Origin of the sequence: Pseudomonas asuensis (assembly GCF_014646755.1) — a bacterium.
Classification (GTDB): domain Bacteria; phylum Pseudomonadota; class Gammaproteobacteria; order Pseudomonadales; family Pseudomonadaceae; genus Chryseomonas; species Chryseomonas asuensis.
The window spans coordinates 133242-147551 of record NZ_BMNW01000008.1 but is presented as its reverse complement, the minus strand read 5'-3'; the positions used below and the strand labels follow the sequence as shown (position 1 = coordinate 147551).

General features: G+C 55.7%; 13 protein-coding genes. 1 reads left to right on the top strand and 12 read right to left on the bottom strand.

All coding sequences use genetic code 11. The features are described 5' to 3' along the window. Positions 1–85: 85 nt before the first annotated feature. The 12 genes from gspD to IEX86_RS17340 all read right to left on the bottom strand — a co-directional run bounded on the left by gspD (position 86) and on the right by IEX86_RS17340 (position 11106). Positions 86–2362: a type II secretion system secretin GspD gene (gspD, locus tag IEX86_RS17395; protein WP_188867553.1), complete on the bottom strand. Its 2277-nt coding sequence runs from the start codon at positions 2360–2362 to the stop codon at positions 86–88. A gap of 87 nt (positions 2363–2449) precedes the next feature. Beyond that, entirely contained in the window at positions 2450–3022 is a 573-nt protein-coding gene (locus IEX86_RS17390) for a type II secretion system protein, XpsN-like (RefSeq protein ID WP_188867405.1), read from the bottom strand. Then, positions 3019–3651, bottom strand: coding sequence for a type II secretion system protein GspM (gene gspM / locus IEX86_RS17385; protein ID WP_188867404.1), 633 nt, complete (start codon positions 3649–3651; stop codon positions 3019–3021). Before gspM ends, IEX86_RS17390 begins: the two co-directional genes overlap by 4 nt. After that, positions 3626–4729, bottom strand: a complete 1104-nt coding sequence (locus IEX86_RS17380; protein WP_188867403.1) for a PilN domain-containing protein — start codon at positions 4727–4729, stop codon at positions 3626–3628. The genes gspM and IEX86_RS17380 overlap by 26 nt, the downstream gene beginning before the upstream one ends. Further along, the gene (locus IEX86_RS17375; RefSeq protein WP_188867402.1) at positions 4726–5457 is read right to left on the bottom strand and encodes a type II secretion system protein GspK; all 732 of its coding nucleotides are present in this window, start codon (positions 5455–5457) and stop codon (positions 4726–4728) included. The genes IEX86_RS17380 and IEX86_RS17375 overlap by 4 nt, the downstream gene beginning before the upstream one ends. Continuing rightward, complete coding sequence (locus tag IEX86_RS17370) at positions 5454–6074, bottom strand: type II secretion system protein GspJ (RefSeq protein ID WP_229685399.1); 621 nt, start codon at positions 6072–6074, stop codon at positions 5454–5456. The genes IEX86_RS17375 and IEX86_RS17370 overlap by 4 nt, the downstream gene beginning before the upstream one ends. An 8-nt stretch (positions 6075–6082) precedes the next feature. Continuing rightward, positions 6083–6451, bottom strand: a complete 369-nt coding sequence (locus tag IEX86_RS17365; protein WP_188867400.1) for a prepilin-type N-terminal cleavage/methylation domain-containing protein — start codon at positions 6449–6451, stop codon at positions 6083–6085. Between the two features lie 11 nt (positions 6452–6462). Beyond that, on the bottom strand, positions 6463–6981 hold the full coding sequence (locus tag IEX86_RS17360) for a GspH/FimT family pseudopilin (protein WP_188867399.1): 519 nt from the start codon (positions 6979–6981) through the stop codon (positions 6463–6465). Between the two features lie 8 nt (positions 6982–6989). Beyond that, on the bottom strand, positions 6990–7415 hold the full coding sequence (gspG, locus tag IEX86_RS17355) for a type II secretion system major pseudopilin GspG (protein ID WP_229685398.1): 426 nt from the start codon (positions 7413–7415) through the stop codon (positions 6990–6992). An 18-nt stretch (positions 7416–7433) separates the two neighbouring features. Beyond that, on the bottom strand, positions 7434–8645 hold the full coding sequence (gene gspF / locus IEX86_RS17350; protein WP_188867398.1) for a type II secretion system inner membrane protein GspF: 1212 nt from the start codon (positions 8643–8645) through the stop codon (positions 7434–7436). A gap of 2 nt (positions 8646–8647) precedes the next feature. Next, a complete protein-coding gene (gene gspE / locus IEX86_RS17345) occupies positions 8648–10387 on the bottom strand; it encodes a type II secretion system ATPase GspE (RefSeq protein ID WP_373290461.1) in 1740 nt (579 codons plus the stop codon). A gap of 491 nt (positions 10388–10878) precedes the next feature. After that, a complete protein-coding gene (locus tag IEX86_RS17340) occupies positions 10879–11106 on the bottom strand; it encodes a hypothetical protein (RefSeq protein ID WP_188867397.1) in 228 nt (75 codons plus the stop codon). A 471-nt stretch (positions 11107–11577) separates the two neighbouring features. Between IEX86_RS17340 and IEX86_RS17335 the strand changes: the two genes are divergently transcribed. Then, positions 11578–14253 carry a beta-glucosidase gene (locus IEX86_RS17335; protein ID WP_188867396.1) on the top strand — a complete coding sequence of 892 codons (2676 nt, stop codon included), beginning with the start codon at positions 11578–11580 and terminating at the stop codon, positions 14251–14253. Positions 14254–14310: the final 57 nt, after the last annotated feature.

Below are 14310 nucleotides of genomic sequence, written 5' to 3'. Positions count from 1 at the left end.
TTCAAGCGTTCGGCTCGTGTCGTGAGGAGAAGGGGGAGAGACATCGGATAGGTCGCCTGAGACGACAGGCGACCTATCCAGATGGTCAGCGGGACGTATCGAGCTGGCTGACAGGTGTGATGGGGCTGATCAGCTGGAGCTGCTGACGGTATTCGTCAGTGATCTGGCTTGCCTGGCTATTGCTGGTGATTACACGAGGCGTGATCAGGACGATAAGCTCCGTTCGGTTCTTGTTGCGTGAGGTATTACCAAAGAGCCAATGCAGGCCTGGAATACGACCCAGGTACGGCACGCTACTGTCGCTTTGCGAGTCATTCTGCTGGATCAGGCCGCCCAGCAGGACAGTCTGGCCGCTTTGTACTGCGACCTGAGTAGTGACGGCACGTGTCGAAATCGACGGGTTGCCATTGCTGTCCGTTCGGGAGCCTGTGTCGCTACTGACCTGCTGCTGGATATCCATATAGACGAGACCGCCCGGATTGATACGGGGCACGACGTCAAGAATGACGCCCGTCTGGATGTATTGAACGCTATTGAAGGTCAGGTCGCTCGTAGTATTGACCGAGGTCTGGCTGATCGGAATGTTGTCACCTACCTGGATTTGCGCTTCCTGGTTGTTCATGACCACTAGCGAGGGCGCGGAAAGCACCCGCGTGTTGCCATTGGTTTCCAGTGCATGCAGGGCAACTTGCAGGTTATTGCTGACAAAAGAATAGAAGAGCGCGTCAGCAGCGCCAAGTCCGGCGCCGCCCCGACCCAGTGCACCTTGGCTTCCGGCTGTATTGGCCACGCTATTGGTCACGTTACCGTTCGAGTCGGTAACCGGCGCATTGCCTGCCAGCCGGCCCAGATACCACTGTACGCCCAGGCTCAGGCTGCCTGTCAGGCTGACCTCAAGGATGCGCGTCTCGATCTGGACTTGCATCGGAGGGTTGTCCAGGCGGCGAATGGCAGACTGAATCTCGTTCCATTGCGAGGGCCGTGCGCGAATCAGAAGCTGGTTGCTGCTCTTCTGCGCAGTAATCCGAACGCCCGTATCGTTGTTGCCGTTCTGGTTGTTGGTACTGCTCGAGCTGCTGTCATCGCTGCTGTCGTTATCCGACCCGGTTCCCGTGTTGTTTCCACGATTGTTACCCAGGCCGCCGCCAATACCGTTATTACTGCTTAGGCCACCGCCGGTGCTCAGGCCTTGGCTGCTACCAATGGTATTGCCGCCTGTATTGCTGCCGCCATTGCTAAATCCGTTACTGGTCGAAAGAGTCGTGGTGCGTAGGCCGGGTGCGACCTTGGCTTCCGGCTCTTCGTTTACGGCCTCGTTGCTATAGATCTGGCGCAGGTATCGTGACAGATCGGTCGCCTTCATGTTGCGTACGTCGTACACATACATTTGCGGCTCGTTGCCACCGCCCTTGTCAATGGTCTCGATCCACTGACGGACTTCGTTCAGGTACTCTGGCTGTGAGGAAATGGCTACTACCGCATTGGTGCGCTCGATCGGCAGGAATCTGATCATGCCGGCCAGCGGTGTTCCACTCTGCGGGCCGAACAGGCGATCCAGCTCAGGCATCAGCTCTGCCACGCTGGCGCGCTGCAGACCAAAGACGCCAATGGACATTCCCTTCAGCCAGTTCACATCAAAGGTGCTGATGGTTCGCTGGTAATTGGCAAGCTCGTCAGGCGTACCAGCCATGGCGATGACGTTACGTGAGGGGTCTACCAATAGGAAGGCGTTCTCACGGGCAAAGGGTTTGAGCAGCTTTTGCATTTCCGTAGCGGAAATGTAGTCCAGCTGGAACAGGCGCGCTGACAGGCCGCTACCTGGCTCAGGCATCTGCAGGGCTGGCACCATGCGACCAGCCACGGCTTGGTTGGCTGGTACCACCATGTACCGGTCGCCTTCGCGTACTAGAGCGTTATTGGTCCAGGACAACAGTGTTTCCAGGATCGACAAGGCCTCTGTCTTGGCCACAGGTTTGGACGTGGAGAAGGTCACTTCTCCTTTTACGTCCTGTGCAATGGTGTAGTTCACCTGAAGCAGGTCGCCCAGGATGCTGTTGATCACTGCGCGGATCGGTTGATTGTTGAAGTTGAATACCACACCGCCGTCTTGCGCGGCAGAAGGTTTGGCTGCTGGCGCTACTCGACTGTTGATAAAGCGATTGTCGCCCCGAATGATCTGGCTGCGAGCGGGGGTGCTTGGGTTATCACTCGTTTCAGCCGAACTTGGAACGTTGGGCGAGGGCTCTCTTACCAAGGGACGTTGGCTGCCAGTCCCTGCCAGACCTTCACGCAGCAGGGCATCGTCCTGCTGCGTGTCAGTGGCGGGTGAGATACAACCTGCCAGCAAAGTGGCGGTGGCCATGCAGGCCAGGGGGTAACGCAAGGTCACGATTGTATTGCTCCTGATAATAGGGGGCGGCCATGTCAGCCACTAAATCCGGGTTCCGTATCAATCTTCGCTATCGGAATCATCATCCTCTTCCGGGGACGTTTCCGTGGTAGAGCTGGGCGTATCGGTGGTGGGTGCCGATGCGCCATCAAGGGGTGCTTTTTCAATAATGAGCGGCAGGCTTTGTTGGCGATCACCTGAAGCAAATATCGCCTTATTGGCAGTTACGGACGCTAGTGTCCAGCCGTTGGGTAGTGCTTTACCCTGAGTCACACTGAATGCCTTGCCTGCATTGTCCTTAAGCAGGGCCAGCTGCAATGAGTCGGTCATAATGATGCCGGTCAACACATAACCTGTTAGGTAAGTCGGCTGATCCGGCGCGGCCATTTTCTGATCAGACTGGCGATCAGGGCTGAACAGGGGCTGCTGCCAGGTATTGGCATAGGCATTCAGGGGGGGCGCGCTCGGTAATTCTGGCGACCTGACGGTTGCAGTTGAGTGTTGTGCCTCAAGGGGAGGCAGCCATTCTACGTTACGGCCAATGCCCAGTGCGAGCATGACCAGAAGAGCGGTAAGCAATCCCGCGGTGAGGGCGAGCCAGGGCGTAAGGCGACGTTGATCAGCGGCATTCATGTCGGGTCATCCGGATCCGTATTCTCATTATCATCCGTACTAGCTTTACGCTGCATGTAGCCCGTGACCAGCATCTGGACTTCAAGCTTGCCAGCCCCACCTTTGGGTGGGGCATCCTCATGACGCTCAACGCGCAGCTCTTCGACAAAGAGGAAGGGCCGGTCATTTTCTATGTCGTACAGAATGGCTTCCAGCGGCTCGATGGAGCAGCTGAGGTTAAAGCTGACTTTGACCTGGGCGTAAGGCTCATCGCCAGGATTGCCGGCAATGGGGGTACGGTTGAGGAGCTCACAGCCAGCGCCGTCCAGTTTGTGCGACTCGATCAGCTCTGCAGTGTGTTGCATCAGGTTAGCCGCCACGGCGCTAGGGTCGTCACCCGGCAGCAGGCTATCGCTACCGGCATTCCGCTCCTGTGCTGTTTCAAGCTGGCGCTGCAAAGGCTCGCGCTGGGCTTGCAGAGCTGCATAGCGGCGCTGCGTCTGGCGGAGCTGTTCCATTTCATCATTCATGGCCTGCTGAGGGGCCACGAACCACCATTCCAGGCAGATCCAGTACAGCACATACAGTGCGAATGCCAGAACGGCAAGCGCGGCTATACGGCTTTCACGGGGTGTCAGTGACCGGCGCATTGCTGGCTTCCTCCTTACGCAAGTGAGCGAGCAGGTAGAAGCGCTCTTTCTTCGTATTCTCGTCCGGCTGGATAACGCCCTGGAACTGAGCGCCTGTCAGTGAGTGGCAGTTCTTCATCTCGCCAATCAAAGCGCCCGCCTTTTGGCTCTGGCCTGCCAGATTGACTTGTCCATCACCTTCAACGGACAGCTCTGTTAGCCAGGTGTCCTTGGGCAGGCACTGGGTTAGCTCGCTCAGCATCACGCTCAAGGGGGGAGTGCCTGCCTTTCGCTCTGTGAGGTAGCGGGTTGCGCCCAGACCATTCTGTATCTGCTGGCGCAGGCTTTCGATTTCCTGGGCGCCCGCGCGAAGTTGGCTGACTTCGTGACGCATGGCTTCGAGCGCGACAGCACGGTTATGTAGCCAGACCTGCATGGCTGCGAAGATCAGCACGACAGCCAGCACTGCCAGGCCAATGTTCAGCTGGCGGCGTGGGTTTGTGCGAAGTTGGCGGTGTTCGGCCGGCAGTAGATTGATGCCCAGGCGCCCCCCTTCGGGCAGCTGTACATCAACCTCATCAGGTCGGATACCACGTGCCAGCAAATGCTCCAGTAAAGGGTCGAGGCGATCCTTCAGCGCAGTAGCAACGGTCACCCGGAGCGGCTGCTTGGGCTGGTTTGGCCAGCGACGAACCGCGTAATACACCTGACTGGCCTTGAAGGGAGTATGGCGGTCCATTTCAAAGGCAACGGCCGCGGAGATATCCTGAGCTGCACCCGCGGGCAGGTTAATCGTCCTGACCAGCGCCTGCCGAGGGGAAAGCAATAGAACGCAGCGTTCTGTGCCTAGTGATTCAGCGCCGCTTAACGGACGTTCACCCTCGGCCGTGCGGAGCCAGACTTCCTCATTGTCCCAACGGATAATCTGCTCGTGCTCGCTCCGCTGGAATACGCTACGCAGGCGAGGGGGCAGGCAGGCGCGTAGTTCGGTAAACCACCAGCTGAAGAAGCGGGGAAATACGGAGGCATGCCATTGCGCCTGAAAGGCATTCACAGCAGGGCGCAGGCTATTAGGCCATTCCAGTCGAATTGTTTTCATTCTTGCCAGCGCAGCACGCGGTAAGGTTGCATGTTGCTATCCGTTGGGTTGAGTAAAAGGGTCACGTTCAAAGCAGAGCGGAAACCATTGTCCAGTTCAGCTTGGCTATACACATTCAATACTTGCCCTGGATCTTCTCCTTCCAGGGAAATAATGTTCTTCTGCCCCATGGCCTGCCGTATGGGCGGTGCTGCAAAAGTCGTCACTGGCTGATCGTACCCGCTCCAGACAGTGATATAGGGCTCCAGGCGAGTAAACATCGCATTATCCATACCGGGGAGTTGAATCAGCTCCTCCAGGGTCCGCATAGGCGTTGGATCACTTCCATTCTGGCGGGCTTGCAAGGCTGCCGCGACTTGCTTCGCTTGTCCAGCCGGAACGCCCAATGTAGTCGCCACTTTGATGAACAGGGTGGGAGAGGTGCTATTGAGATCCAGCTTGCCCAACTCGCTGCGCACTTGAATGGTCAGGCGCATCCGGTCGAATTCGAGCTGATAGGGGCGGCCGTCAGCAATCCAGCGTTGCTCTCGCTGCAGGCCAGTCAGGTGCTGAATGGCTAATGCCAGACCCGCCTCCGCTGCAAGGTGCGCCCGGGCATCCTGGAGCTGATGTACGCTCTGTTTGTTTTCCAGGCGTACAGCTGTCACTACGCCCGCCATGATCAAGCTGAGCAGTGCCAACGCCCATAGGGTAATGAGCAGGGCCACTCCACATTGCTGCCGCCTCACTGTATGGCTCCCATGCTGTTGGAGTTACCCAGGTCGAGGCGTACGGCGATTTGCAGGGGCGGCCATGCAATAGGACCGTCGGCAGTCAGGTCAACCCTGACCCGCTGGGGCAGATGCTGTGGCCATGGCCAGCGTGGTAACCAGTCTGTGGGATGTCCATTCTGATCGAGTCCACTATAGGCGAAACGCAGATTTCTAACCTGTCGCAGAAGGCGTTGGGGATCACCCCAAGGCTCGGTACGGTTGCTGCCGACGATCTTGGCGAAATCGACCTGTAGCCATTGGTCGCGCTCGCCGCCCGCCAGACGGACCGTCTGGATATGAATGCCTCCACCAAGGTGTGAAGGCAGCGTCGCGATGAAGCGCATTTCCTGCGGCTCGCCGATAAATACTATTCCCTGCCCAGTCGGTGTGCGCTGAATGGACAAGGGAAGTGCTTGCTGCAACTCGCGGCGTAAAAAATTCTGTGTAGACCGTAGCTCATCCAGTCGGGCGCTATATTGCTCGCTACGCGCCAACGTACGATTCGCGCTGATCAGTGCAGAGCCAATGAGGACCAGCAGGATACCCAGCAGGCTGATAGCCAAGAGGACCTCAAGCAACGTAAAGCCGCGCATGGAGGGCTTCATTGCGGGACCTCGGATACACCTTGCAACCGTAGCGTACTAAAGCGTTCCTGATGTCGGCCTGCTGTCAGTAACAGATCAAGGCGGTACAGTTGACTGGTCGTCGCTGCGCCTGACTTACTGATATCCAGCTTCCAGCGTGTACCGTCAGGCAGAGAGCCTTGGCTGGAGCCTGGCCTTAAAGGGCGGTGAACCGTGTCGTCCAGAAGCGAGCGGGCCGTCAAAGCCATCTGAGTCGCCCGGCTGTCTTTCAATAGGGCATGTGTAGCTTGGCCGATACCGCCCATCAAGACGAAAAAGGTTATGGCGAGCAATGCTACAGCTGCCAGCAGCTCCAGCAGGGTAAAGCCACCCTCCGCTCTGGGCATTTGGCGTCCTGTCACGGAATTACCTCTTGCCATTTGACCGTGCCGGTCAGCCAGGCGATATCCACTCGCCAAGCGCGCCCATCCTTTTCCAGTCGCACATTTCCGCCTGTCGAACTGCCGTCTGGAAAGAAGGCGATGGCAGTCTTGCGACCGGTACTCAAGTCAGCTGCTGTAGTCACCCGCATTCGCATCCCTTTGGGTAGCGTTTGGGGATTCTGGCCGGGTCGCTGGTATCGCTGGTTGGCGAGATCGAAGTTCAGTGTTGCGGTTTGGCCGGTTGTAATGGCCTGGGTGCGAACGGCACGGAGTGCCAGGGTCAAATCGCGACCTGCTTCGCGGGCTCGTGCACTGTCAAGCCCTCGGGTGACGCCAAAGGAGACAAGGGTCAATCCAATGGCGATCAAAATGACAACGACGATCAGTTCAAGAAGCGTAAAGCCGCGCTGTTGCGCCTGAACCTGTACGCGTGGCTTGACCGTACCGCTTGATACGGTTCGAAAAACACGTCGACAGGAGGGCTGGCGCGGCATGACACCCTTTATTCCCAGTTGCCAACGTCAGCGTTGTAGCCTTCGCCGCCTGGTTGTCCATCCTGACCATAAAAGATCAGGTCAAACGAGCCATGCTGGCCGGGCGAGCGATAGCCGAATTCATGGCCGAACGGATCCTGCAAGTCGGATGGCTTGGCATAAGGGCCATTCCAGTTACGGGCGTTGGCGGGTTTGGAGATGAGTTGCTGAAGGTTCTTGGGCGGTGCGCCGACATCCAACGCATAGTTTTCGATCTTCATGCTCAGGCTGGCAAGCTGAGCCTTACCGGCACCGTATTTACCCTTATCGACATTGCCACCGACCTGGCGGACCACAATGGTCGCCACGATGCCCAGCAGCACAATTACGGCCAGCATTTCAAGCAGGGTAAAACCCCGGCTGCGGCGGGGAAGGGAGCGCATTTTTCTAGTCATAAACAAGGCTCGTTACGGTTAGATGTTACTGGTGAGGCTCATCAATGGAAGCATGATGGCCAGCATGATAAAGGCCACAAGTACCGCCATGACAATGGTCAGGCTGGGTACCAGTGCCGCAAGGAGTCGATCGATACCACGTTTGGCTTCAGCATCAAAGACGTCGGCAACCTTGATCAGCATGGTATCGAGCTGGCCGGATTCTTCACCGACCTGAATCATTTGCAGTGATAGCTGTGGCAGCAGTTTACTGGTGCTGAGCGCAGCGGCTAGAGAGCCACCATCCTTGACCTGATCGGCCGCCTGCGAAACGGCGCCCTGCAAGGCATGATTGGAACAAACCTGACGACCGATCGAAAGCGCCGTCAACAATGGAACGCCGTTGGTCAACAGTGTACCCAGCGTTCTGGCCAGTCGTGCTGTTTCCAGGCGCTGTACAAGGGGGCCCATCATTCGAATGCTGAGCATTCGTCGATCCCAGCGTACACGGCGCTCTGGGTCGCGCAGACGAGCACCTGTAAACCAGATGAGGGCAACCAACACTGCTAGCAGCAGTAAGCCGTATTGTGAAAGAAACTGACCCATCCAGAGCACAGACTGGGTCATGAAGGGTACAGGAACGCCCAAGTCAGCGAAGATCGGCACAAATTGTGGCACGACATACGCCATCAACAGGGCCAGCGAGCCAAGAACGCCCACAACCAGAAAGGCTGGATAGATCAAGGCGTTGATTACTTCACCCCTCAAGGCTTGTGAGCGCTCAAGGTATTGAGCGAGCTGCGCCAGGGTTTCTTCCAGCGAGCCGCCGGCTTCTCCTGCACGCACCATGCTGATGTAGAGCTGTGAGAACTGCCCGCCTTCTTCAGAAAGCGCGGCAGAAAGAGGCTTGCCACCTTTGACGCGCTCGCGGATGCGCTCGATCAGGCGTCGGGATTTATCTTCCGTGGGCTGGCTGAGCAGAATATTCAAGGCCCGGTCGAGAGGCTGTCCAGCGCCCAGGAGAGTCGCCAACTGCTGGGTAAACTGGGCAAGCCCGGCACCACTTAACGGGTCACGGTTGAGCCAGGCGCGCCATCCCTGCGAGGCATTGCCTTGCGTCGGCGTGACCTGTAGCACCATAAACCCTCGGTCCTGCAGCTGGCTGACGGCTTCATCCTGGCCAGCCGCCTCCAGATGGCCGGTAACGGACTCACCGGCAGCGTCCAGTGCGCGATAACGAAACTGGGCCATGCTCAGTCTCCGCTCGTCACACGCAAGACCTCTTCCAAGGTAGTCGTACCGGCCAGCGCCTGGCGCAGCCCGTCTTCATACAGGGTATACATCCCTTCGGCACGAGCAGCCTGCTCCAGCGTGGCGGCATCGGCGCGCTGCATAAGCAGGCTGCGTAGCGTATCGCTCATGACCAGCAGTTCGCTAATGGCGCTGCGGCCCCGGTAGCCTTCGTTAGGCGGCAGGTCTTGGCGTGGCCTGTACAGGCGGATTGGGCGTTCATCCGTGTATTTCTCGAGTTCATATTCCTTGATGACTTCCGGGAGCGGTTCATAAGCCTCTGACAGGGCAGGCTCCAGGCGGCGCACAAGGCGCTGGGCCAGAATGCCATTGATTGTAGAAGCTAGCAGATAGTCCTCCACCCCCATATCCAGCAAACGCGTGATGCTACCGGCTGCGCTGTTGGTATGCAGTGTTGAAAGCACCAGGTGACCGGTCAGGGATGACTGAATGGCGATCCTGCAGGTTTCCAGGTCACGCATTTCACCAATCATGATGACATCCGGGTCCTGACGCACGATAGAGCGCAGGGCGCCAGCGAAATCCAATCCAATGGATGGTTTCACCTGAATCTGGTTGATGCCTTCAATCTGATATTCGACCGGGTCTTCTACAGTGATGATCTTGCGCTCGGCAGTGTTCAGGCGCGACAGCGCAGTATACAGCGTAGTGGTCTTGCCTGAGCCGGTGGGGCCTGTTACCAACAGAATGCCGTGGGGCCGCTCCAATACATGCAGGAAGTTATCCAGCGACTTGCCGGCAAAACCCAAGGTGTCGAAGTCAAAGCTCACGGATTCGCGGTCAAGCAGACGCATTACCACGGATTCGCCAAAGCTGGTCGGAACGGTCGATACCCGCAGGTCCAATTCCTTGCCCTGAATGCGCAACATGATCCGGCCATCCTGGGGGAGGCGGCGTTCAGCAATATCGAGCTTGGCCATGATCTTGACCCGCGAGATAACAGCAGCTGTAGAGCTGGAAGGCGGTGCTTCGGATTCATGCAGCACGCCATCGATGCGGTAACGCACCTTGAGTCGATTCTCGAAAGGCTCAATATGGATATCCGAAGCGCGGTTTTCTACAGCGCGCTGGATAATCAGGTTGACCAGACGAATGACCGGCGCTTCTGACGCCAGGTCCTTCAGGTGTTCGATGTCATCTTCCGAGTTGGCCTGAGCATCGAGGTTTTCCACGATAGTACCCATGGCTGATCGACCCTGGCCGTAATAGCGTTCGATCAGGTTTTCAATATCACTGCGCAGCCCTATGGACAGCCGAGCCGAGCGACCACAGGCGTACTCGAATGCCTCGATGGCATAACGTTCGGCCGGATTAGCTACCAGCAGATGGACCTCACCGCTTTTGTCTTGCCCTAATGGGACAATCTGGTGCTGCTTTAAAAAGCGCGTGGAGACGTCGATCAGTTCTTCCAATATTTCCGGCGCATCGCTTTCCAGAACCAGAGGAACGTTCAGCAAGGACGCCCAAGCCTGTGCCATGTCGCGCTCGGACACCATACCCAGGCGCAGTAGCAGATGACTGAAGCTTTCGCCGGATGAGCTCTCGTGAAGTCGGCGTGCCCGCTCCAGATCGCTGGGCTTGATCTTGCCCTGGCTGACCAGCCATTCGCATACAACACTGTCATTCAGCTCGTGAGTATCCTCGGCTGTACGTGGTGGTTCAGCCGTTGGTACAGAGGACAGCGAAGCGCTCTGAGAAGGGCTGCGTTCAGCCGTTGTCGACGGGGCGGATTGGAGTAGGTTCATGGCTATAGGCGGTAGCGTAAAAAGCTGTGAGCGTTGGCTAAACGAAAAAACAAAGCCTAACGGATGATAATCGCACCGTTAAATGAACACTTAGTGTACAGGTCGAAACTCAATAATATGTGTTTACTGCTAAATCCTGCTCAATAGAGCCTGTGAGCCAAATCGCTTTTTAGCAGCAAAGTTATCTCTATTACCTGTTTTTAGCTGAACGATTGCTGACAAAAGCACAGGCGGCACTTCGTCGATTTTGCTTTGTGAAGGGCGTAGGGGAAAGAAGGCATGGCTAAACATCCTGCTTGGATAAAGACAAAACCCAAGAGGTGCACTGAAAGCCAGGCCGTGGAGCAGTAAGAGTCGCGCTATCTAAACTGACTGAAAAGCGCCCGCCCTTATGAAAAGGCAGGCGCTCCTTATGCGCCGGGCTGAGCTTATTTGGTGCTCAGGGCATTCGGGTTATATACGCCGTCGGGCCGGCCACCTTTGGTGTCCTGCTCCTGTTTGGCTTTCTGGGCGGCCTTGCTGTTGTGCTCCTGTTGCATCAGGCCGTTGGAGGTGCCGGACGCCTGAGTTGCAGTGGCTGTGTCGTCAGCAGCCAGGGCGCATCCTGTTACGGCAAAACCGGCTACCAGGCATAGGCTGGAAATAAACTTTTTCATTACGCTCTCACTCTTCAGATAAATATCTGCCTAAGTTAGGTAGATATATTTAGCTAATTTCTTCTGGAAGAAAAAATCAAATCTAAATTCTCGATTTTTGATTCGGTTCTAATCGATATATTTTGGTGAATAGCTTTGCCAGACAGCGGTTTGGCGCAGAAGTTCAAGTGAAATTAGAGAAATGGTTAGCTACTTGGTAAAACGTTTCATTTGACAATTTTTCGTCTTTTTTGCATTAATATCTTCGGGTTTTTTGCCATATAATGCGACTTTCTGTTGCCATCATTTTGCTATCTTTGTTCTCGTTCGTTCTTCCATAATAAAAAAATCTCAACTCGTGGAAGAGACTTTAATTAATTTTTAAGGCTCTTTTTTGCAGGACACGAGACGCTGTTAAGTCAGTAAAACTTGATATTCGGCAATATCGAAGTGACTCATTTTTATTAACTTAAAAGCAGGACTTAATTAATAATGGGAAGTATGAAGCTACAGGGAGCTGTACTTACAGCTTTGGCTCTGGCGGTTGGTCAAGCATATGCGGTAACCCAGGCAAACCCTGCCCAGGTTGAAAAGAAAGTCCAGAGCACATTGAGTCAAATGTCTCTCTCTGAGAAGCTTTCGCTTATCGGTGGAACAGGCCCTTGGGATATCAAGGGGCTAGATAAGTTTGGTTTGCCGCAAATTCATGGCGCCGACGGTGGTGTAGGTATTCGCTATACCAGCCAGAATAACAATCAGGGCATCGTTTATCCTTCAGGTCCAAACCTTGCTGCTACTTGGAACGTTGAGCGCGCCAAGCAGTTTGGTCAGGCGCTGGGCTACGATACACGCGCTGGCGGATATCACTTTGTAACTGGCCCAGGTGCGGCCATGTATCGCTCGCCCTACAGCGGTCGCGCATTTGAGTACCTTTCTGGCGAAGACCCTTATCTAGGCGCGGTCATGGCTCCAGCCGTTATTAACGGCATTCAATCCCAGGGCGTTTGGGCTAACGCCAAACACTTCGTTGCCAACGACCAGGAAACCAACCGCTTCACCCTAGATGAGCGGATCGGCGAGCGTACTCTTCGCGAAATGTACCTGCCAGCCTTCGAGTCGTCTGCGAAGAACGGCAACGTAGCCATGATGATGTGCGCATTCCAGATGATCAATGGCGTTTACGCCTGTGAGCATCAGCATCTGCTAAGCAACGTACTGAAAAAGGAGTGGGGCTGGAAGGGTCTCGTACAAAGCGACTATAACGCTGTTATACATGGCTATCTGGCCGCAGATGCAGGGACCGATCTGGACATGATGGGCTATCAGATGAATAGCACCGTCCTGATGCCTTATATCAAGGCAGGCAAGCTGTCGAACGAGACCATCGATGACAAGGTTCGTCGTATTTTGCGTCAAATCTATGCATATCGCTTCGATAAGCCCATGGCGGCAGCCTCCAAAGATATGGACAGTGTTGGCAGTCAGCTAGCTGCTCTGGAAGGTGCCCGCGAAGGTATCGTTCTGCTCAAAAACAAGGATCAGCTACTGCCGCTTGCCAAGGACAAAGTGAAGTCCGTTGCGGTCATCGGCAACCTGGCCAAGTACGCTCCGCCTACTGGCTTTGGTAGTGCTAATGTCGACGCCCGTAACTTCGTCAGCGAGCTGAGCGGTCTGAGGCAAGTGGCAGGCAATGCCCAAGTTGATTTCATCGATGCTCTGTCGCTTGACCCAAATGTAGCTGAGTGGACAAGTGTTGATGAGTCGGGTGAAACCCAGAAAGGCCTGAAGGCCGAGTTCTTCAACAACGCCACCTGGTCCGGTACCCCTTCCGATACTCGTATCGACGAGCACGTGAATCTGGACTGGGCCAATGGCAACAAAACCACTACGGTGGATTACGTTTTCAACAGCACTAACGGTGCAAATTATCCAGTTACGGGCGATGACCAGAACACTTCTGTTCGTTGGACCGGTTCTGTAACGCCGACTATTTCCGGCGAACAGATCTTCAAGGTTCGCGCTGACGGTGCTGTACGCCTGTACGTGAACGGTCAAAAGATCATTGATAACGGTGACGGTAATCCGCTGCCCAAAAACAGCATTCCGCCAACCATTCCTGTGTATGGCAAGGTCATGCTGGAGGCAGGTAAATCTTACGACATCAAGCTTGAGTACTCCCGTCGCAAAGGCTACATCTCTACCATGGGTGGCATGGTTGGCGTTCAGATGAGCTGGGCGTCCCTGGCCGCCCCGCAGGACCTCTCCAAGTACGATGCGGTCGTCATGGCTGTGGGTAACAGCAACGAGTATGAAGGCGAAGGTTTCGACCACGGCTTTGATTTGCCTGAGTACCAGAGCCAGTTGATCCAGAGCGTTGCCAAGGTCAACCCGAAAACTGTGGTTGTTATGCATGGCGGCACCGGTCTGAACATGACCGACTGGATAGACCAAGTCGATGGTGCATTGCATGCCTTCTATCCTGGCCAGTATGGTGGCCAGGCGCTGGCAGAAATCCTGTACGGGGTAGTCAACCCGTCCGCGAAAATGCCGTATAGCATCGAGAAGAAGTTGCAGGATAACCCTGTCTATGCCGGTTTCCCCGAGTTTGATAACACCGGGAAAATTACTCGCATGGCGTACAGTGAAGGTTTGTATGTAGGCTACCGTGGTTACGAGATGAGCGGTATCAAGCCGCTGTATCCGTTCGGCTATGGCCTGTCTTACACCAGCTTCAAATACTCCAACATCAAGGTAACGCCAAAGGTCGTGGTGGGTAACGCGCCGATCAAGGTGTCCTTCGATGTGACCAACACTGGCAAGCGTGCAGGCGCTGAAGTTGCTCAGTTGTATATTGGTCAGAACAAGGCACAGGTGGCACGTCCGATCAAGGAGCTCAAGGGCTTTGGTAAGGTATTCCTGAACCCAGGCGAGACCAAGCGCGTGACGCTGCAACTCAACGACCGTTCGTTGGCTTACTTCAGTGAAGCGACCAACAATTGGGTGGTGGATGCCGACACGTTCAAGATCTCGGTAGGTGCAGCGTCCAACGACATTCGTCTGACGTCAACCCTGACCAACCCATACCGCCAGGAGCTGTCCAATTCGACCAGCAACCCGCTGTCGAAGGCCGATATCAAGGCGGTAACGGTCAAGGCCGCCAAGCAGTAAACCTGTCCGGGCACGGATTTCGATCCGTGCCTGTGTACGGTTCCTCCCAATGCGCCA